This is a genomic window from Pseudobdellovibrionaceae bacterium (assembly GCA_019637875.1).
Lineage (GTDB): Bacteria > Bdellovibrionota > Bdellovibrionia > Bdellovibrionales > Bdellovibrionaceae > JAHBUW01.
Window position 1 is genome coordinate 76730 of the sequence record JAHBUW010000004.1, and the last position, 20745, is coordinate 97474.

19 protein-coding genes are annotated in these 20745 nt (G+C 59.4%); 8 read left to right on the plus strand and 11 right to left on the minus strand.

Annotated elements, in window-relative coordinates; translation table 11 throughout:
• Positions 1 to 144 precede the first annotated feature (144 nt).
• Both KF767_06880 and KF767_06885 read left to right on the plus strand, forming a co-directional pair.
• On the plus strand, positions 145 to 1248 hold the full coding sequence (locus KF767_06880; GenBank protein ID MBX3017592.1) for an AI-2E family transporter: 1104 nt from the start codon (positions 145 to 147) through the stop codon (positions 1246 to 1248).
• Positions 1248 to 2180: a YihY/virulence factor BrkB family protein gene (locus tag KF767_06885; GenBank protein ID MBX3017593.1), complete on the plus strand. Its 933-nt coding sequence runs from the start codon at positions 1248 to 1250 to the stop codon at positions 2178 to 2180. Before KF767_06880 ends, KF767_06885 begins: the two co-directional genes overlap by 1 nt.
• Here the strand turns inward: KF767_06885 and KF767_06890 are convergent.
• Positions 2177 to 2368, minus strand: coding sequence for a hypothetical protein (locus tag KF767_06890; protein ID MBX3017594.1), 192 nt, complete (start codon positions 2366 to 2368; stop codon positions 2177 to 2179). The genes KF767_06885 and KF767_06890 overlap by 4 nt on opposite strands.
• Positions 2365 to 2826, minus strand: coding sequence for a hypothetical protein (locus KF767_06895; protein ID MBX3017595.1), 462 nt, complete (start codon positions 2824 to 2826; stop codon positions 2365 to 2367). The genes KF767_06890 and KF767_06895 overlap by 4 nt, the downstream gene beginning before the upstream one ends.
• Positions 2827 to 3050: 224 nt before the next feature.
• Between KF767_06895 and KF767_06900 the strand changes: the two genes are divergently transcribed.
• The 4 genes from KF767_06900 (at position 3051) to KF767_06915 (ending at position 8313) form a co-directional block, all read left to right on the plus strand.
• A complete protein-coding gene (locus tag KF767_06900) occupies positions 3051 to 3428 on the plus strand; it encodes a hypothetical protein (GenBank protein ID MBX3017596.1) in 378 nt (125 codons plus the stop codon).
• Between the two features lie 75 nt (positions 3429 to 3503).
• Positions 3504 to 6638: an efflux RND transporter permease subunit gene (locus tag KF767_06905; protein MBX3017597.1), complete on the plus strand. Its 3135-nt coding sequence runs from the start codon at positions 3504 to 3506 to the stop codon at positions 6636 to 6638.
• Positions 6639 to 6648: 10 nt separating this feature from the next.
• Entirely contained in the window at positions 6649 to 7062 is a 414-nt protein-coding gene (locus KF767_06910; protein ID MBX3017598.1) for a hypothetical protein, read from the plus strand.
• A 9-nt stretch (positions 7063 to 7071) separates the two neighbouring features.
• Positions 7072 to 8313, plus strand: a complete 1242-nt coding sequence (locus KF767_06915; protein MBX3017599.1) for a TolC family protein — start codon at positions 7072 to 7074, stop codon at positions 8311 to 8313.
• A gap of 47 nt (positions 8314 to 8360) precedes the next feature.
• Here the strand turns inward: KF767_06915 and KF767_06920 are convergent, their stop codons facing one another.
• Positions 8361 to 8867, minus strand: coding sequence for a hypothetical protein (locus KF767_06920; GenBank protein ID MBX3017600.1), 507 nt, complete (start codon positions 8865 to 8867; stop codon positions 8361 to 8363).
• A gap of 127 nt (positions 8868 to 8994) precedes the next feature.
• Between KF767_06920 and KF767_06925 the strand changes: the two genes are divergently transcribed.
• The gene (locus KF767_06925) at positions 8995 to 9639 is read left to right on the plus strand and encodes a methyltransferase domain-containing protein (GenBank protein ID MBX3017601.1); all 645 of its coding nucleotides are present in this window, start codon (positions 8995 to 8997) and stop codon (positions 9637 to 9639) included.
• Here KF767_06925 and KF767_06930 read toward each other — a convergent pair.
• The 6 genes from KF767_06930 to KF767_06955 form a co-directional block, all read right to left on the minus strand.
• Positions 9636 to 10127: a hypothetical protein gene (locus KF767_06930; protein MBX3017602.1), complete on the minus strand. Its 492-nt coding sequence runs from the start codon at positions 10125 to 10127 to the stop codon at positions 9636 to 9638. The genes KF767_06925 and KF767_06930 overlap by 4 nt on opposite strands.
• A 70-nt stretch (positions 10128 to 10197) precedes the next feature.
• Positions 10198 to 11004, minus strand: a complete 807-nt coding sequence (locus KF767_06935) for a hypothetical protein (protein ID MBX3017603.1) — start codon at positions 11002 to 11004, stop codon at positions 10198 to 10200.
• Between the two features lie 51 nt (positions 11005 to 11055).
• Positions 11056 to 12537 carry a hypothetical protein gene (locus KF767_06940; GenBank protein ID MBX3017604.1) on the minus strand — a complete coding sequence of 494 codons (1482 nt, stop codon included), beginning with the start codon at positions 12535 to 12537 and terminating at the stop codon, positions 11056 to 11058.
• Positions 12538 to 12630: 93 nt separating this feature from the next.
• Complete coding sequence (locus KF767_06945) at positions 12631 to 13188, minus strand: hypothetical protein (protein ID MBX3017605.1); 558 nt, start codon at positions 13186 to 13188, stop codon at positions 12631 to 12633.
• Positions 13189 to 13425: 237 nt separating this feature from the next.
• Positions 13426 to 14631, minus strand: coding sequence for a S8 family serine peptidase (locus KF767_06950; protein ID MBX3017606.1), 1206 nt, complete (start codon positions 14629 to 14631; stop codon positions 13426 to 13428).
• Positions 14632 to 14651: 20 nt separating this feature from the next.
• Positions 14652 to 15734 (minus strand): hypothetical protein, encoded by a 1083-nt coding sequence (locus KF767_06955; GenBank protein ID MBX3017607.1) that lies wholly within the window; start codon positions 15732 to 15734, stop codon positions 14652 to 14654.
• A gap of 664 nt (positions 15735 to 16398) precedes the next feature.
• Between KF767_06955 and KF767_06960 the strand changes: the two genes are divergently transcribed.
• On the plus strand, positions 16399 to 17253 hold the full coding sequence (locus tag KF767_06960) for an HNH endonuclease (protein ID MBX3017608.1): 855 nt from the start codon (positions 16399 to 16401) through the stop codon (positions 17251 to 17253).
• A 23-nt stretch (positions 17254 to 17276) separates the two neighbouring features.
• Here the strand turns inward: KF767_06960 and KF767_06965 are convergent, their stop codons facing one another.
• A complete protein-coding gene (locus KF767_06965; protein MBX3017609.1) occupies positions 17277 to 18374 on the minus strand; it encodes a GGDEF domain-containing protein in 1098 nt (365 codons plus the stop codon).
• A gap of 122 nt (positions 18375 to 18496) precedes the next feature.
• Entirely contained in the window at positions 18497 to 20710 is a 2214-nt protein-coding gene (locus tag KF767_06970) for a cation:proton antiporter (protein ID MBX3017610.1), read from the minus strand.
• Positions 20711 to 20745: the final 35 nt, after the last annotated feature.

Here is a 20745-nt window from a genome sequence, read left to right on the forward strand (position 1 = left end):
AGTCTCGTGCCGAAGGGGATCGCCCGAGGGGGTTCGGCAGCTGTCGAAAGCTTCGACACCCGGGGCAGGAGTCCCCATTCCTGTCCGTGAATTCCCCTCGCGTGGGGGCACCTCCGTTGCTCCCCTCCATTGAAGGGGGACCGGATGCTCACCACGAATCATCGTAAAACCTTTCTGCTCGGCGCCGTTCTGGCGGCCTACCTTCTTCTGTTTGCGCCTTTCTGGAAGCCCGTCGTCCTGGGTTTCTTGCTCGCCAGCGCGAGCCAACCCCTCGTGCGCCGGGTGCGTGGTTACTGGCCGGGGCATCCGCAACTCGCGGCGTGGGGGATCTGGGGTTTGTTGACGTTGATCTTGGTGGGGTTGGTCGTCGCGATGGGGTGGAACGCGTATTCATTGGCCACGCAAATCATGGGCGACCCCGAAAGCGTCGCGGGCTATTCGGAGCGGTTGAACGGCATTAAGTCTTCGGTTCTGGGATGGATGCGCGAAATTCCGATGCTGGAGTCGGGAAGTGCCCTACGCCAAGTGGAGCAAGGTCTGGATGCGGCCGCCCTGTCCGCGCGCGATGCCGCGTTGGCGTTTGGGCGAACCGCGCTCGTCGAGACGCCCGTGTTCTTATTGGACGTTTTCATTTTCTTCGTCGCTTGGGCGGCGTTTTTACTGGTGGGGCCGAGTTTTTCGCGCGTCATCGGCTGGTTCACGAAAGATGAAGTCGAAGCCGAGCGCCGCTACTACGACTTTGAAGAGACCTGCTGGCTGTCTTTAGGGTCGGTGTTTCTGACGGCGGCCGTGCAGGCCGTGATCATCACCGTCGGCGCTTCGATGTCGGGCTTCGGCAGCTTGATGCTGATCGGATTGGTGACCTTCATCTTCGCCATGGTGCCGGTGCTGGGGGCGGGAGTCGCCGGGACTCTTTTGGCGCTCGGAGCCTTCGCCGAGGGAAACTCTCAAGGCGGCACGATCATGCTCGCGTTCGCGCTCTTCGCGGGGGTCACGGACAACCTGATGGTGGCTTATCTGTTTTCGCGCGCGGCGAAGAGTAACCCGCTCATTTCGTTGATTTCTTTTCTGGGTGGGATCGCGCTTTTTGGATTCGCGGGACTTTTCATCGCGCCCGTGCTTGAACAGCTCGTGATGAAAGAGATCGCCCCTTCCCAAGAGCGCCACCTGACGCCGGCCGCATGGCGCGAAAGTTGGCGGAAGCTGAAAGCCTATTTCGCGGATCGAACCGTGCCGGGAGCCCGTTGATGAAGAACCTGCAAAGTAAAGTCGTTGAATTCTTCACGCTCTTCGCGGATCGCAATCTTTTGGGGCTTTCGGCCTCGATCGGTTTCTACCTCGTGCTGTCGTTGACGCCATTTTTACTTTTGATGTTCGCGCTCACCGCCGTCATCGGTTGGGAGAACAGCAGCGACTTCCGTTCGGCGGTGGCGGAAAGTCTGGGGCCTAGCGCCGCCATCGGTCTGGATGCCATCAGCCAAAGGCTGGATGCGGACCGCGGTAGTGGCCTGAGCTTTGGGCTGTTGGGTTTGATCGCGATCCTTTTTTCGAGCTCGGGCGTGGTGGGTGAGATTCGTGACGCCCTCAATCGCGTGATTCTGCCGATGCCTCCGCAAGCGAGCGCGGCCGAAGTTTCGGCGGCCACCGAAGCCGCGCGTCTGGAGGCGGAAAGCGTCAGCACTTGGGGCGCCATTCGGCTTTGGGCCTGGGGGCGTGCATTCGCGATTTTGGCGGTGATCAGCTGCGTCTTGCTTGCGATCGTGAGCTTCGCGGGCAGCATCGCCTTACGTTGGTTGATCCCGGCCGACGAAAACTTCTGGCGCAACGTCAACTTCCTGGGTTCTTACGCCGTCTTTGCGCTGCTGTTCTACGGCATGTTTCGTTTTCTTCCTTCCAAACAACCGCGCAAGGGTTTCGCGTCAAGCGCCGCGCTGATTTGTTCGGGTTTGTTTCATGTCGGAAACAAGATGCTCGAGATTTATTTCGCGAACTCGGGCTTTTCGAATTCTTACGGGGCGCTCGCCGGATTTATCATTTTGCTATTGTGGGCGCAGTACAATGGGCTCATCGTGCTGATCAGCGGGGTGGCGGCGCAGGTCTTCTTCACTCAAGGCAAAGTCGAAAACAAAACCGCAGCGAAGTCCAAGACCCCGCTGCGGGAAGAGTCGCTCCTTCACTAACCCGGCAGCGGCAGCAGCCGGAGAGGGCGACGATTTTTCTTACGATCCACTTCATAAAGGTGATCGTCGTGCCAGCTATCCAGAACGCTCATGATAATGAGTCCGAAGAGCGCGGCGAAAACCATGAGCAGTGTGATCGTGGTCATTAGGGCCGCGGTCGATGCGGCCCAAGGAATCTCTTGGATCATAACTCCTCCTTCGGTATCAGTTGCGCGACTCCGTCCCGCACTTCGAGCACGCCCAAGAATCTTTGGTCGAGGGCATCCAGGATGTGGTAAGTGCCGTCATCCGGGCGCTCCAATTGGACGGTCAGACCGGTCGCTTCCATTTTCTGCGTGCAGTGACCATCGGTCACCAGCGCGTACTGTACGAGCTCGATCGTCTGACGGTCGCGCAGGCGACCGCCATTCAGATCCGCGCGAAAGCACGCATTGGGGAACAAGGTTCGTGCTTGGATTTGCACCGTGGAAGGATGGGTTTGTTGCGCTCCGGTCACCATCTGGATCGGGTAGGCGACCCGCTCGGTCTCACCGTAGGTTAGACCCGGCAGCAGAAACAGAACGCAGACAAGCACGGCCCAGAACCAGTCGGTCCACTGGAACTCTTCGACGGTGGCGGCGTTGTTGTTCAGTTTCATGGGGCCCATATCGTACTCCTTCCGTGCAGTCCCTGGTTCAATTGATGTCCGGCTCCGCTTCTAAGTTATGCAAAACCGGCATCCGGTCCCATGTCCCAAAACAGAGGCGTGCTGGGACACTCCGTAACGGGTCGGGGTGGAAATTGGGTCCTGGACCGGGCGCCGTGTCTCGCTTTGACAGAGTTTTGGGACTCGTGTTTGATTAGGCTTCATTTGGAGCGAAGATCATAGATATGAAGCGGTTCCGGCTTTCGTTTATCACTCTCATCGGAATTCTTTTTCTGGGTGGACCGGTGATGGCGGCCTTCGCGCAGCACGCTTGCGATCTTCATTCCCACGCGGAGGCTTCGGTCGAACGCGCGGACGGAACGCATACCCATACGCATGCCGACGGTCACCCGTCGGAGAAATCCGGAAACTCCGAAAATGGCAAAGAGAACTGCCATTGCCATTACCCCTGTTCGGGGATCGCGCAGAATCTGCTGAATTTCGCTCCGCGTTTTTCGTGGAGTGAAAATTTCCAGTTATCGGCTTCGTGGAACCGCGTTCCCGATGCCGAGCTGATCACCTCGCCCGATCTTGACGGCCCTTTCCAGCCGCCTCGAGCTTGAGTCCTGGCCGCAAGGCCCCCGTCCGTTTAAAATTCCACATCTTTATTATGTGATCATTACGCTCATGGAGCCGACATGCTCGACGCATTGATACGCCTCTCGTTGAATCATCGCCTTTTCGTCCTGATGGGGGCGGCGGCACTTCTTTTTTTCGGAGCCATCAGTTTTCAACGGCTGCCGATCGACGTTCTTCCCGACGTCACCAAACCCACGGTCACCATCATGACCGAAGCCCACGGGATGGCGCCGGAAGAGGTCGAAACCCGCGTCACCATGCCCATCGAAATGAACTTGAACGGACTGCCGGGCTTGGACCGACTGCGCTCGCAATCGGGGATCGGTCTGTCGGTCGTTTTCGTGGAGTTCACTTGGGGCACGGATATTTACCGCGCCCGTCAGCTGGTGCAGGAAAAACTGAATCTGGCACAGGGCCGGCTTCCCCGGGACGTGGTGCCGACCTTGGGGCCGGTGGGTTCTTTGATGGGGCAGATTCAGCAGATCGCGGTCTATTCCAAAGACAGCGCGAAGCCCTTCGACCCGCTGGCGTTAAGGGATATCGCCGAATGGCAGCTGCGTCCGCGCATCATGATGATCCCCGGGGTCGCGCAGGTGATTTCCATCGGTGGGGGTTTGAAGCAGTACCAGATTCAGGTCTCGGCGGAAAAACTCAACCGCTTCCAGCTGACCCTGGATCAGCTGGACGAAAAGTTGCGGACGATTTCGCAGAATACGACGGGCGGCTTCGTCGAAAAAGACGGCCAGGAAATCCTGGTTCGTAATATCGGTGTCGTCGAGTCCGTCGACGATATCTTGGCGACCCTGGTGGGACTGCACTTCGGGCGTCCCGTTTTGGTTTCGGATATCGCCGAGGTTCGCGTGGCGCCCCGGTTGAAACGCGGCGACGGCAGCTTCAACGGTCAGCCCTCGGTGGTCATGACCATCCAAAAGCAACCCGGTGCGGACACCGTGCGGATTTCCCGTGAGATCGACCGCGCCATCGAGGAGTTGCGGTCGGCTTTACCCGCGGACGTCGAAATCAATCCCCACGTCTTCCAGCAGGCGAACTTTATCGAGGCCTCGATCCAAGGCATCCAAGGAAAGCTGAAGGTCGGAAGCCTTCTGGTCTTCGTGATCCTGCTCGTGTTCTTGGCCAATATACGTTTGTCTTTGATCACCTTGACGGCGATCCCGCTGTCTTTCGTGGTGACCGCCATCGTCTTTCATTACCTGGGACTCAGCGTGAATACGATGACGCTCGGGGGATTGGCCATCGCGATCGGTGAGCTGGTGGACGACGCCATCGTCGATGCGGAAAACGTCTTCCGCCGCCTGCGCGAGAACGCCAAGTTGGCTTCCCCGCGTCCGGCGTTGCGGGTGATTTTCGATGCGTCGAGCGAGGTACGAAACTCCATCGTTTTGGCGACGGTCATCGTGGCGCTGGTCTTCTTGCCGCTCTTCGCGTTGGACGGGCTGGAGGGGCGCTTGTTCACTCCGCTTGCCATCGCTTATCTGACGGCGCTCGGAGCTTCGCTGGTGGTGTCGCTCACGCTGACCCCCGTGCTTTGTTACTATCTGCTTCGCCAGGTTCCCCCCGGAGCCGATCATGGTGACACTCGTTTCGTGCGCGGGCTCAAAGCGATTCACGGGCGGATTCTTTCCTGGAGCCTGGTGCGGCCGAAGCTCATCGGTGGGGGCGCGGCGCTGCTTTTTGTCGCGTCTTTGGGATTCATCCCTTTCATGGGGGTCGACTTCCTGCCGAAGATCAACGAGGGCACGGCCATGGTTTCGTTGGCGGCCCCTCCGGGGATTTCGCTGACGGAAAGTAACCGCATGGGGTTGGACGCGGAAAAGACGCTTCTGGAGATCTCGGAAGTGAAATCGGTTTCGCGCCGGACCGGAAGGGCCGAGCTGGACGAGCACGCCATGGGGGTGAATGTCAGCGAAATGGACGTGGATTTTAATCCCGGCGGCCGCGCGCGCGATCTGGTCATCGAAGAGATGCGCTTAAAACTCAAAGAAAAATTCCCGCAGGCGGGCGTCAACGTCGGGCAGCCGATCTCGCACTTGATCGATCATATGATGTCCGGGGTGAATTCGGCCATCGCGATCAAAATCTTCGGTCCCGATTTGGCCAGCCTTCGTGAACACGCCGCCAGCATGCAAGAGGTGGTGAAGGACGTCCCGGGATTGGTGGACTTGAAAGTCGAAAGTCAGGGCCTGGTGCCCCAGCTGAAGATTCACGTCTTGCGCGACGAGGCGGCCAAGTTCGGGATGAGTCCGGGGGAAGTCACGCAGCTGCTCGAGGCCGCTTTCAACGGCGAGACACTCACCCAGGTGATCGAAGAGAACCGCAGCTATGATGTGTTCTTCCAGTATGATTCGAACTCGCGCGCGAATCTTGAGGCCATGCAGAAGACGGTGCTGAAGGTCATGCCCGACGGCCGGCGGGTTCTGGTGGAGCAGGTCGCCGACGTCTACGAAAGCCAAGGCCCGAACGAGATCAGTCGCGAAAACAACCAGCGGCGGATCGTGGTCAGCGCGAACGTGGCGGGACGGGATCTGGGCTCGGTCATCGGCGACATTCAAGCGCGGGTGGCGGAAGAACTGAAGCTGCCCGAAGGCTACTACGTCGTTTACGGCGGGCAGTTTGAAAGTCAGCGTCAGGCCAGCCGCAACATCTTCACCTACGGACTGATCGCGCTTCTGGGCGTCGCCTTCGTTCTGTACGCGCACTTTCGTTCGAAGGTCATCACCGCGCAGATCATGGTGACCTTGCCCCTGGCTTTCATCGGCGGGGTCGTCGCGCTGTTCTTCACGGATCGTTCGTTCACGGTGGCAAGCCTTGTCGGCTTCATCACGCTGGCGGGCATCGCCTCGCGGAACTCGATCATGATGATCTCGCACTATCTGCACTTGATGGAGTTCGAGGGCGAAAAGTTCAGTTACGAGATGGTCGTGCGGGGTTCGCGCGAGCGTTTGGTGCCGGTGCTGATGACCGCGGCGGTCGCGGGTCTGGCGCTGATGCCGCTGGTCTTCGCGGCGGGGCAGCCCGGCTCCGAGATACTGCATCCCGTGGCCGTGGTGATCGTCGGGGGGCTGCTGACCTCGACGCTGCTGGATATCTTCGTGACGCCGGCGCTGTTTTTGAAGTGGGGCGGGGCCGCCTCCCATCGCTATTTGGAAAGAACAAAAAATGAAACCGAACTTTAAAGGAGACATCATGAAACATCTGATCACGATCCTCATCTCGACACTTTTTGCCGCGAACGTCTTCGCCCACGAGGGCCACGATCACGACGCCCCGGTGTCGGTGAAGCCCGTGAAGGGCGGCATCGTACGTTCATTGGAGGAGCTGAACGTCGAGGTCGTCACCAAAGGCAAAGACGTGACGATCTATATGTTCGATCACGATATGAAACCGCGTAAAACCGAGGGCCTGAAAGTGACCGCCGAAGCCGAGCTTCCGCGCAAGAAAGGCAAGTCGGTCTTGGTCTTGAAAGACAACGGCGATCACTACACGACCGTCTACGATGCGAAAAACGCCCATCGCTATGACCTGAAGCTCAAGATCTTCGATCCGAAGGTCGGTCACGACGACGACCTTAAGTTTACCATTGAACCGCGACGTAACTAAGGGGGACGGATGATCCGCATGATGTTTTTCCTGATCTTTATCACCCTGACTTCCCCTGCGCGCGCGCAAGTGGCGGTGGATTCGACGAACCTGCGTACACTCGTCGAAGCGGGCAATACGAATCTGCAGGCCAAGCGTCTGGAGGTCGAAGCCAGCGAAACCCGTCGCGGCAGTCTGCTCCGGAGCTTTCTGCCGGAAGTGACGGCGGGCGTGGGGGGCGAGCACTTCAAAAAAGGCCGCGAAGAGGTGAAGACCCAACCCGAGTACGGAGTCGAAGCGCGCGTGAATCTGTGGAACGGGGGCCGTGATGCCCTGACTTCGGATATTCGCGATCTGGCCGCCGAAGGCGAGAAGGCTTCGCTCCGTCGGGTCACCGCCGAAAGACTGTCCGAAGCTTACTCTGGCTATTGGCGAGCGCTTTATCTGCGCGACTGGATCGAAACGCTGAAAAAGGCGCGGGCGCTGAACGACGAAAGTTTGAAGGCCGCGGATCGGCGCATCGCGAGCGGGGTCGCGACCCGTATCGACCGCTTGGAGTTCGAGATGCAATCCGCCGAAATCGGGCGTCAGCTTCGGCAGGCAGAGCTGGAATTCGAGGTGGCGCGCGACGACTTGGCGTTGATCTTGGGAACGCGCGAGGCGCTCGTCATCAACGAAAAATTGGCCCATGCCCACGACTACGAAAAGGAACTCGCGCACGACGAAAGCGCGATGGATTACTGGACCGCCGACACGCGGATCGCGGCCGATCGCTTGTCCGTGGAAAGTCGCCGGGATGCGCGCGGCTTCTGGCCGCGGGTCGAAGCGGTGGCGGGCTACTGGCAGTTGACCCAGCTCGAAGAGGATCCGCCGGACGCCGCCGATCGCACCGAGGCCTACGTGGGACTGAAAGTCCGCATGAACTTGTCGGCGGGTTTCGAAGAGCAGCGCGAGGCGCGCGCGAAAAGGCTTGAGGCCGAAGGGCTGAAGCTGCGTTCGGATAAGGATCGCCGGGCGATGGCGCTTCACATGCGCACGGAAATGCGCGAACTCAAGCGGCTGCACGATCAGGTTCACGATTTCGAAGAGAACATCGGTCGGGCCGAGACCTATCACCGGATGACACTCAGTGAATACGGTCGGGGCGTGAAGAATAGCCCCGATGTTCTCGGAGCCAATCTGAAATTGCTCGAGGCGCGGCAAAAGCGCCTGGAAAGCATCCGCGACTTCCAAATCGCGAAGTCGCATGTGAAGGCAAAGCTGGGGCGCTAGGTGCCCTGGCTCACTCCACCAGCTGGGGCGCTAGCGCCCCTCAGCCTCTATTTCGTGAGTTCAGTGTACAGGGCGCGGACTTCGGCTTCGAAAGCGGCCTGGTCGGCGCTGGCTTCCGCTGCGGGTTCGCGCAGGATGTCTTTCAAACGGCCCGCGCCTTCGAAGACCAGGGTTTGCGCGAGGGCTTTGTACACGCGACCATCCAGGGTGACTTCGCGGATGTTCTGACCCACGTTCCAACCTTGTTCGGTTTTGCGCCAAGATTCGCTGACGGTGCTGATCATTTGCGGGAAGAACTCGCCGCTGGCGGGATCGACGAGGCCGATGACGCTGAAGTACTTCACGTCGCGGTCGACGTTCGTGTCAAAGCTCGTTCCCGAAGCGAAGTAGTAGTTCACGTACTGTTGGAAATCCGCGCGCTGTCCTTTTTGCGGAGCCGCAATAAGGATCGTGTTGATCTGTTGTTGCAGGGCGGGCTCGCTTGCGTGAGCGCTCACGGACAGGGTGATTGCGGCGACGGACAGGGACCATGAAAGCAGGCTTTTCAGTGACATTGTTTCCTCCAAGAGCTTTGGGCGTTAGTCGACCGATCCGGGACGGGCAACCGCCGCCTGTAAGAATTCCTTGATAAATCGTCCTTCGCGCTTTCCTTCATAAGCAAAACTGATTAAGCGGATAGGGATGTCCGTTTGTCCCCTGTGCCAGGCTCCGAGTATTGCCTTTTTTGACGACACTCGCGGTCGCGTTTTCGATCGCTGTACCGAGGCGGAATGCGCCACGGTTCATGTGCGGCCAGAGTGTTGGTTGACCGAGCCCGACGAGGCCTCGCGCTACGATCAGCACGACAACGATCTGGAGCAGCCCGGCTACCTGAACTATTTGGCGCCACTGCTCGAGGCGATCCGTGCGGCGGCTTATCCGCGCATGACCCGTGCGCTCGATTTCGGCTGCGGACCCACGAAAAGCATCGCGACGCTTCTGCGGGCCGAGCACGACTGGCGGGTGTACGACAAATACTTCGCGGCGGATGAAGGGGTATGGCGGGAAGATTTCGATCTGATCGCCGCGAGCGAAGTCTTGGAACATCTGCGCGAACCGGAAAAGGAGCTGCGGCGTCTGCTCGCGCGGCTGCGCCCCGGGGGTTCGCTTTTTATCATGACTCAGCTGTACGAGGACGGGATCAACTTCGCGCGCTGGCATTACCAGCGCGATCCCACGCATTTGGTTTTTTTCACGAAGAGTGGGCTGACGCGTTTCATGGGGCGCGCCGGCCTACGGCTCGAGCGGACGGGCCGTCACGTTTTGCATTTTAAACGAAAAGACTAATCGCGACCGTCGCCATCGGCGGGGGCTTTGGGGCCACCGTCGATCGATTTGCGGCCCCCGTCAACGGGCGGACGAGCCCCCGTGGCGGGAGTGTTCACCTTTTCGATGAAGGCGAGTTTGTCTTCCAGATAATGGGTCCAGCACTTGCGTGCGGAATCGCAGTTGGTTTCACGCATTCCGCAGACCAGATACAAATCCGAATGCCAACGCTCGCCTTTGATGTCGCATTCGATGGTGCCGCGGCAAAGGCGTTTCACCTTGGGGCCCTCGTCTTGGCCGACGAAATTCAAAACTTCCGGAGCGAGGTTTTCGGGACGCACGGATTCGGGACCCGCTTTCCAGCGGCAGTCGCGCTCTTTCGTTGAACGAAGCGCCTCGAGTCCTTTTTGGATTCCCTGCGGGGTTGAGCCCACGAGGTGAGTCATCTGCGCGGTCGCGCTCAGGCTCAGCAGAAGACAAACTCCGAAGGTCACGATGGATTTGATCATAGTCCTCATTTTATATTATACCCGAAATTCAGGGGCGGCTAGGCGACTGGACTTTTGTCAGGACGTGAACTCAGTAGGCCATCCAGCAGCGCGTTCCGGACTGGGTTTGATTGTCCAGGGTGACGCTGGCGCCTTCGGCGGCGCGGTTCGCGAAGAACAAACCCGAAACCGAAAGAGGCCGCGCGGCCCCGGCCGAAGAGTCGAGAATCTTCAGGATCCCTTTGCCGTAGGCATCCGGGACATCGCCCAGATGGGGGGATGGCGTATTGTCGACCATCCCCACATTGGTGACGCCGTCTTCGGGTTCCCCTTCTTCGAAGAGCTCACTGAACAAACCGGTTCCCGATGACGTCGTCGACGAAACCCCTTCGGGGAGTGTGCTGTTCCGCAGGCGCGCCTCACCCACGCGATTGTGGCCCCGACTCCAGGTACAGAGGACTTCGGCGACGAGGCCCCGTTCGAGGTGCCGATTCACGTCGAGTGCGGCGTACTGGAACAGTCGTCCCGACTCGACGAAACTGTCGCTCGCTTTCGCGCGGTACTCGAGATCGCTGGCGCGTACGGGTTCCGGCACGGGAAGTGTTTGGCAGTCGCGTACGGTGCGGCTCATGCCGCCGTCTTTATCGACGACGATGACTTGTTTGGCGGTGACGGTGGTCGCGGTCGAAGATTTACATTCGTCACCCAAATCGGCGAGCACGTAGGTGCCGGGTTTCCCGTCGTAACCACCGCCGTTTCCGCCGCCGCTGCCTTTCCCCTGAACGTTCAGACCGTCGGCGATATTGAAGGACTCGCCGCAATTTTGAAATGCGAGCGGCACGATCATGAGCATCAGCAGAATGATGAAGTGCGGACGACGGAGCATCATGGAGTTCATTCCTCGTCTTTCCATTTTAGCGAAAAGCTTGGCGATTTCCCAGTTGGTGTCTCAGGTTGGGGCGATGTTCGCGCCGAGGTCCGAGTAGGGCCGTACCCGATAGCGCGTCTGCGGTCCGCCGCCGCGTTTTTCCAGAATCAGGGGATTGAGCGTGGGATCCAGGAAGCGGGTCGCCACGCTCTTCGCGCAGCCTAAAAGCTCCTGCGTCTCTTGGCGAGACCAGTAGTGTTCGGGCCCGGGGGCGGCCAGCTCCATGCGGTACTGATAGATTTGCATCTCGGTGACGGGCAAGACGGGCTCGCGGACGCGCAGACGATAGTGGTCGCCCCAATTCAGGCGAAAGCGCGTGCCGCGCGCATCGATGCGGAAGTTGAATTGGTGCTTCGTCAGCCACGCGCGGGTCGCGTGCAACGATTGGTGAACGCGATTCGGAGAGTGATCGGGATCGAAGAACTCTTCCGGGTGCAGCAGTCCAAAAATCTCGGCGACCCGGAACGGATGATAAAAGTCGCGCAGGAAAAGTTGCAACGTTCGGTGCGGTAGACTTCCCAGGTCGGGAACGTCGATCATCGGATCGAAGTCCGTCAGCTTCGCGGTCGAGCCGGGAATCTGCGCCCAAGCTTCCGCCGTCCGCGGCGCGCCGAACTCGTGAAGTCGGCGCCGGTAAGAGCGGTGGGGCGTGCCGAAGTAAAGATAACGGAAGCGTTCCTCGTCGAAGCGGGTGCGCAAGAGATGAAAGTCGATATCGCGTAAGCTTTCGAAATGTCCCGTGCCTTCGACTTCGCTGCGGAGGTGCAAGAGTTCCCCGGCGTCGCGATCTTTCAGTGCGCGCAAGATCCCGCGCCATTTGCGGATGTAAAGCTGATCCCACGCCTTTTCGTCGGCGTGAAGGTCGGCGGCGGCGTTCAGCTGCGCTTCGCCGGCTTTCAATTCCCCGCTCAGCAGATGCACTTGCGACAAAAGCTCTAAGGCGTTCGCTTGAAGACGACGTGCCCCTTGGGTGGCCAGCTCATTGGCGAACTCTTGCAAGGGACCTGCGAGGTTCGCGATGTCGCCGACTGCGATGCGCGCGGCGAAGTCGTTGATCAAGATGATCTGACGCAAGTAAGGATCGAGATCGGCTTGAGAGAGGCTGGACTGCAGCACCCCGAGCGCTTCGTCGTACTTCCACTGACTGACGAGGCAAAACGAAACGTAAAGCCCCCACTGCGGAATGCTCTTGCGGGTGGCTTCGGGAAGACCGCGCAGAATCTCGAGGGCTTCGCGGTTGGCGCCGAGACGCTGCAAAGCCACGGCGTACTCGGCCAGTTCAGCGGGAGTCGCGGGCGCATCGGTGGGCGATTCGTGGCGCACGAGGGGAAAAAGCGCGCGCGCGGCCTGCGCCGGGATCTGGGCGCGTCGACAGAGGTTCGCGAAGTGGACGAGTTCGGAACGCGGCAAAGATTTCCAGCGAATCGCCATCAGCGCTTGACGGGCGCGACGGGTTTCCCCCGCGCGGATCGTTTGGTCGATGCTTGAAAGCTCCGCATTCATGAAAATCATTGTCCTTCGAAAAGCGACCGGAGTGAAGTCGCCTTCACTCCGGTCGGGGTCGGTGGGATTGTCGTTGTCGGTTGTGGGTTCAAATCAGTAGGGCGCAGACAGTTCTTCGTTCAGGACGATGAAGTTCTTGATCGCCTGGCGAAGTTGATCGCGTTTTTTGCCGCAAAGGTCCTGGACCCAGGTACAGCCACTGGTTTGCGTCCCCAAGTCCATCGAGCTGCCTTTGGTTTCCAGGCGGGCGTAGGGGCCGCTTGCGATCATCGTGCAGGCCAGATCAGCGCGGATACTCTTCGGGTCTTGTTCACAAAGTTTCGCATTCGAGAGCGCTTGGACAAATTGCAGGCGCAGTCTTTCGGGCAAGTTCGCTTTCGCCGTTCCACGCGTCGCCGTCGCGGCCTTCAGGTCCACCAGATATTCGCCATGTCGACCGTCGAAACGAACTTTCAATGTTGGTGCGGAGAGAATGGCGAGCACGGGAACCTCGCCCGCGGACGGGGCGATGATGAAGTCGTCGACGACGGGTTTCAAAGAGGCTTCGTTATTGGTCTCGTCAGCGAGGGAGGTGGTTTGCAGGTTCGTGCCGCAGTTTTGGAAGAAGAGTGCCGTAGTCACGAGTCCTAGAGTGCAGATGAGTTTCTTCATTTTGTTCTCCTTTGATGAATTCAGTTTGCCGTGACGGGGAGGGGATTCGAACTTAGAAACCCGTGTCGATCCACTGCTTAAGTCCGCGTTCGCGCGTCGGCGTGCTTCACCCTGAGACAAAAAAAGGACGGAAAGCACCGCCCGGCCCTCGAATCACGAGGGGCGATGCTTTCCGTAAAGGTGGGATGCCGGTTCCCGGTGCCGCGAGGACCGCGGGCGGCGGGTTCCGGGGTGGGATTAGTTCGGTCTGTTCCGTTCGTCGAGGGCCTGTAAACTTTCATCCGGATGGTGCGAGAAGTACTTCGCGGGAATCCGCGCTGAACTTCGTGAGCTTTCGCCGGTGAGTGTGGTTTGTGAATCGCGCTGGGTCGCCGCGCGAAGGGCATCGAGGTGAGCGCCGCTGCGGGTGCGTCCCTCGAGATGGGCGAAGATCCGTCCCGTACCGAGCACGCGATCGATGACGCGTTCGACGGGTGGGGGCGTGCGGTGCTCGCTCATGATGAGCGCGGCCGCCGCGGTGACGAAGGCGGTGGCCTGCGAGGTGCCGGTCATGCGGCCGGTACGTCCCTCGGGAAGATCCGACAGAACCTGCGCGCCCGGTGCGGTCACATCAACGCTGTGACGACCGAAGTTCGAGGACGGAACGGCGCCCAGGCGATCGTCGGTAGCGCCGACGGACAGAATATTGGGCGTACCGTAGCTTGCGGGGTAGAATGGCGCGTCGTCCGAGTCGAGACCTTCGTTCCCGGCCGCCGCGACCAGGAGGATGTTGCGACGAGCGGCTTCGACGAGCAGGGCTTCTTCTTCCGCGCTGGGGACCGCGCCGCCGCCCGAATAGTTGATGATGTCGGCGCCGCGATCGATGGCGTAGCGGAAGGCTTCGAGGCTCGCGCGCATCGTGCGTCCGGCGGGGACTCCGGGATCGAAGTATTTCAGGATCATCAGGCGGATGGGGCGTCCCTCGATGCCGAGGGCTTCCCGTAACCGCAGCTCGCGGCGGACGATGCCCGCGACGTGGGTGCCGTGACCGTGGCGGTCGTCGATGCGGTGGTTGTCGCCGATAAAATTGTAACCGTGGACGTCGTCGATCAGTCCGTTTCCGTCGTTGTCGATGCCGTCGGCGGTTTCGAAAGGATTGGTCCAAAGGAGATCGCGGAAGGCTTCTTGGTCGATGCCGGTATCGATGATGGCGATGACGACGGGGCGCGGAGGTTCGCCTCCCCCAAAGGCCGCCCGCGCGTCTTTCTTTTCCGGCGGCGCGGGCGGTTGGGCTTTCTCTCCTCGAGGTAGGTTGTGGATCGGGAGGTCCCCGGATCCGAACATCATCCAAGTGAGGAGTCCCCCGGTTCCCAGAACCAGCGCGGCCTGACGTAGTCTTCGGTACAGAAGCGCGCGGGTATCGGGGACGGGAGCAAGGATGCGTTTTTGCGGAATGGATCTCATAGGGACCTCCCGGTGTTTCATTATTCCGAAGCCAGCCGAGTTTTCGGGCGGGCGACGGGTGCGAATTGATGCGATTGCGGATTCGGTTCGCGGCGTTCGGATTCCACGCTCCCCAAGAGGGGATGGAACCGGCGGCGCAGGATCTGGTCTTGGCTGATGCGGCGGCTTTCGGTCAGCAGCAGCTCGTTCGTTTCGGTGCGGAGATAGTCGTTCTCGATCTGCAGGATCAGCTGTTCCGTCGTAGGGCACTGTCGTATGACCCTGGATCTTTCGGTTAAAACGGCCGCGGGCCCGTTTGGCGGGCCCGCGTGATGGTCGTAGTCATATCTTTCCGCGCATTCGTTCTGCCCGCTCACCGTCCGCACCCGATCGGCGCGACGGTCGTAGCCGATGAAGACCGGGTTCCCCCCGTCGCGCGACTCTTGGGTCATATTGTCCTCGGTGTCGTAGGCGTAGGTCGCGATTTCGGAGGTGATCTTGAGCGCGCTCTCGTTCACCGCCACCAGACGGGCTCCGTCGTAACGGAACTCGAGCGTCGGCGCCTTCGGCGTCGAAAGCCGCGTGAGTTTGTCCTTATTAAAGGTCAGATCCATGAGTTCCCCGCGGACCTGGGCGCGCAGGCTGCGCACGCCCCCGACGCGGCGGTCATCGAGTCGCCGATAGACGGTGGCGCCGTCTTCGGTGGTCTCGGTGAGTTGTCCGTATTTGTCGAAGCGGTAACGGCGCTGTTCGCTCTCGACTCGGAAACCGTTGGCGTCGCGTTCGAGGCGGGCCGGGTTGCCGTCATCGTCACTGGCGACGTAAGTTTTGGGCCCGTTCGCGAGGGCCGTGGTTTTGACGGGCTCGAAGCGCGTGATGCGGTCGCAGTCGCGCAGCTCGAAACGGTCGCCGCGACCGGGACGGATTTCGCGATCCAGTTCCGAACACCAACCCGCACCGAAGACTCCGGTGATATTGCGGCGGCTGGAGTAGTCGAGCGCGAGGCGCTGCAGACGTTCCGGACTGGGTTGGGTTTGGTAGGAGCCATCCTTGAGATTCACGAAGCCCGACGATCCTTCGGCGAGCGCTGTTCCGAGAAGGAACAAGAGCGCTTGAGTTTTCATACTCGAGGTGAATTGCAACCGCGAGGCCAGCGCGGCGAGCGCGTGACGCGTTCGCCGCGAGGGACGCGGGTGTCACTCGGGATTTTGTGACAGACACGAGAATCTTTGGAACAGGGGTGTTCGGAATTTTCCGACAGGGTGAAAGGCTTCGACGGCGGTGTCGAAGTTTTTCGGGCGCCGTCTCAGCGGGAGATGCCGGGTGGAGCGTGGTTGGGGGTAGGGGTTTTGATCGGGGTGGGAATGGGATTGGGATTGGGATTGGGATTGGGGGGGCGGACTTAGATTGAGGTTAACGATCAGGAGCCAGGGGTGAGCGACCAAGAATCAAAATCAGAACGGATTCAAAAAAACATAAGAATGAAAATTCAGACTTCGATCTTGAATTGGGTGTCCGCGACCAACCCGATCCGACGAAGGAATGCAAACACTGGATATCCAGTGTGCCGGAGGGAGGAGATGAATTCGGGGAATTGACGCCGTGATCAAACAAAAATTCATTTGACCGAATTTTCGAAGCACGAGGATCGCCATAACGAAGACAACTCTCTTCGACTCAAAAATTTCCGATTCTTCCGCAGAAAACGGCACGACGGCTTCACGGTTCGCTTTAGAAGGGGCCTAGATCACCCTTCTCCTTGGAGCGAAAACGACGTCGGGAAAAGCCATGTTAAACAAACCCATGACGAATCAAGAGCTGCACCTCAAAACCAAGTCTGTCGCGAAAACTTATCTGCAGATCGAAGCGGATCTGGTCACGCTCCTCATTGAGATGGATCGACGGCGGGCCTTCCGTGAACTCGGGTACGCGAGTCTCTTTCAATACTGCGTCCTCGAACTCAAACTCTCTGAAGCGGTGACCTCGGCCTTCATCACGGTTTCACGCAAGGCCGCGGTCGTTCCCGATTTGATGGAGGCCCTCGAAACGCAAACGCTCACCGTATCGAAAGCCGCGAAGATCACCTCCGCACTGGATATCCAGCACGTCGAAGAAACCAAACAAGTCATCGAGTTCGCGTCCCAGCACTCCACCGCCGAAACCGAAAGATGGCTCCGCGAGAAAAAGGGGATCGACACCCTCCATACGCTGAAGCTCGACTCCGCGACGATGGGAAAACTCAAGAAAGCACGCAATCTCATCAAACGCGATCTCACGCTCGAAGAAACCCTCGGCCTCGTGCTTGATGAGTATATTCAAAAACACGACCCGCTGGAAAAAGCGAAACGCAGCTTGAATCGGAAAAGCTCGCCCGGGAAGTCTTCCTTGCAGAAGGACGAAACTCCAAAACTCAAATCGGAACCTTCGTCACGGTCCACGCGCCGGCCCCTTCCCGCCGCGATCAAACACATCGTGATCCACCGGGACCAAAACCGCTGCACGCACCAGATCCGCCAAGGGATCCGCTGCGAGAATACGAAATTTCTAGAGATTCATCATCGGAGACCGGTCCATGCCGGAGGTACGAACGCGCCACAAAATCTCGAGATTCTGTGCGCCGCCCATCACCGACTTAGACATTGAGGCCTAAAACCACACCGCGCGAATTAAACCGCGGTTTTCACGGCGGCCAGACCCGCGATGGTGAAACGGTCGCGTCCTGCGGACTTCGAATCGTACAGGGCCTTATCGGCGCGTTTGAGCCAATCGCTGGGAGACTCGTCCGTCAACCACTGCGCAATGCCCATCGAGACGGTGAAACGCAGGGTGTGCTCATTGATGACGAGCGCGTCTTTGCGGATCTTCGCCAGGCACAGCTCGGCGCGTTTGACGGCTTCGTGAACCGAGGTTTCGCTCATGACGACCACGAACTCCTCACCGCCGATGCGGGCGACGAAATCGGTGTCGCGGTTGAACTGCGATTGGAGCATCTTCACGCATTCGACCAGAACCACGTCACCCACGGCATGACCGTAAGAGTCGTTGATCTTCTTGAAGTGATCGATATCGATGGCGATCATGGACGCGGGCTTCTTCGAGATCTCGATCAAACCACGCAGCTGCTTCATGTGCTCATCAAAAGCCTTGCGGTTCATGGCCTTGGTCAGGTGATCCACGTTCACCGAGGCCGAAACGTCGGTCAGTTGCTTTTTCACCGTGTCCAGGTTCTTCTTCACGTTTTCCATCCGGCGCGAGCGGCGGCTGTCTTTACGTGACTGGTATTCGACGTAGCTGTTGATGAACTCGCGGGCCTGCGCTTTCAAACTGTCGATGGAGTTCGCCTCGACCGCTTCTTTCAGGTTTTCCAAGCCCAAACGCAGATCGCGGTCTTCTTTTTTCTCGTCGCCGAAGTCTTCGGCCAGCTGATCCACGAAACCCCAGATGATACCGCGGAAATCCTCGAAGGTCTTTTGGACGTAGGCGCTTTCCTCGATGCGGTAAGAGGCGAAGAACTGACGGATGCGGAACAGCACCTTCTCCAGCTCGACGTCGTCGGCGGCGAGCAGCTCTTTCGAAAAACCGTCGAGCGTTTCGCGCACCTTGCGCACGGGCTGCGAATCGAATTCGATCAGGTGTTTGGAGTAGTTATCGATGAAGAACAAGATCGTGGCGCGGTCCTCGGAGATTTGGGGCGCGCTGCCGCCGGATTTCTCGGACCAGTCCATGTCGAACTGGGCGATCAATTTTTGCATCCACTTTTTCAAGAGGTAACTCCTGTCGATCGGGGGACCCCCAAGGTCCACAGGAGTTATCGGTCGATCCGCCCCCGCCGACAACGGCCGAAGGTCCGGTCTCGCGTTTTAAGCGAGCTCTTGAATGTCTCGCCTCAGGCGAGCTCCTGAATCAGATCCCGCCGGCCCACGATCCAGAGCAGATCACCCTCTTCCAGGGCGATGGTCGAGTCGGGGTTCAGAATCCGCGAACCCGCGCGCTCCATGCCCACGATCAAGCCGTGAGTCGCCTCACGCAAGCCCGAGTCGCGAATGGATTTCTTCAAGAACGGCGAGTCCGACCCCAGCTTCAGCGGAGCCAACCCGATGTTCTCTTCGGCGTGGGATTCGGGCAAAACGAACTCCAGATCGCCGCGCGCGCGTTCGATCTGCTCTTCGGTCCCGATCATGTAAAGCGTGTCGCCGGGAAGAAGCAATTCGTCGCGACCGGGAGTCATGATCTGACGCGAGCCCCGATCGATCAATGCGACCATGACGCCATAAGCTTCGCGCAGATTCGCCTCGAGCAGCGTATGCGCGGCCCATTTGGAATCCGGACTGACCTGTACTTTTTTGAGCTGCGCGTCCCAAGGGGTCAGGTGCATAAGCGGTTTCGCGGCGGGTCCGGGCTCTCCGTGCGGCCCCTCGGCCAACAGATTCTCGAGGAAGCGGCCTTCGAAGCGACGGTACGCGGGCTCGAGCCAACGACGACCGAAGAAGAGCGCCAAGAAAACCATCGTGATCAAGATCAGCGACACGAGCGAGTCGGTGATGAAGGTCCCGAAGATGAAGAAGACCAAGACGAGGCTCAAAAACGCGCGGGCGATTAGGACGCCGAAGAAGACGGCACGCATATCCGTGCCTTCCAGGTCGCGGCGCACGCGGGCGCGCGAGTGCATGATGCCCCACAGGAAGGGCGCGACGAGGAGCAAGGTTCCGAACGCGTAGATGTAGGGACGCACGACGGGCGGGAAAAGGTCTTCCGTCCACGGCACGACCCAGTTGCGGATTCCGTAGATCGACGCGATGACGAGCACCATGTTGATGAGCGGCGCGAAACCGAAAGCCTGGAAGATCAGCGATTTCAGATCCGAACCCGAGGCCGTATTGACGGCCTGACGGTAATCCGAGATGCGCTCGCGCAGACGATCGCTCATCCGGTTCTCGAGCCAGGTGGCGATCGGTCCCGACCAGATCATCAGGTAGGGCGTCGTGAAGGTGGTGATGACCGAAACGGCGACCGTGATGGGATACAGGAAGGGGCTCGTGAGTTTCAGCGTCACGCCCAGCGTGGCGATGATGAAACCGAATTCCCCGATCTGCGCCATGGACAGTCCCGCACGCATCGAGTCCCGGGGGGTCAGGCCCGAAACGACCGCGCCGAGCGCCGTCGAGAAGCCTTTTCCGATGATGGTGATCGCGATGATGATCAGGATCGAAGCCCAGTATTCGACAAGGTAGCGCGGCTCGAGCAGCATCCCCACCGAGACGAAGAAGACCGCGGAGAAAAGATTTTTAACCGGCTGCAGGAGGAGTTCGATGCGGTGGGCTTCTTTGGTGCCGCCGATGATCGAGCCCATCAGGAAGGCGCCGAGGGCGGGAGAGAATCCGGATTTGGTCGCGAGGACCACGAGAACAAGGCAAAGACCGATGCTGAGGATGGTGAGGGTCTCGTCGGTCATCTCTTTCTTCAGGCGTTTGAACACCTGGGGGACCATGTAGACGCCGATAGTGAAAGTCAGGATCAGGAAGAAGAGCAGGAAGGGAATGACGCTAAGCCAGCCGAGTCCGAGTTCGCCACTTGAAGCTCCGATCGCCGAGAAGGCGACGAGCAGCAAGATGGCAAATAAATCCTCGAAGACGAGGACCCCGAAGACGAACTGCGCGAAGGCTTTGGACTTCAGGTTCAGTTCGTCAAAGGCCCGCACGATGATCGACGTCGAAGACATCGCGAGGATTCCGCCCAGGAAGATCGAGTCCCAGTGGCTCCAGCCGAGTCCGCGTCCCGTGAGGTATCCGAGCCCCATCATGAAGACGATCTCGACGGTCGCCGTCATCCCGGCGCTTTTTCCGTACTGCGCGAGCTTCGAGTAGCTGAACTCGAGACCCAGACCGAACAGCAGGAAGATCACCCCGATTTCCGCCCAAACTTGGATGGACTGGGGGTCTTGGATGTCCGGGAATATCGAAACGGAACTGCCGACCAGGACCCCGGCGAGCAGGTATCCCAGAACGAGAGGCTGTTTGAGTTTTTGGAAAATGACGGTGACGATGGCGGCGGTGATCAGGATCAACGCCAAATCCGAAATTAAATCAGGCAAATGGGTCATAGGACATCTTTGCCAATGATCGGCGCCTTCGGCAA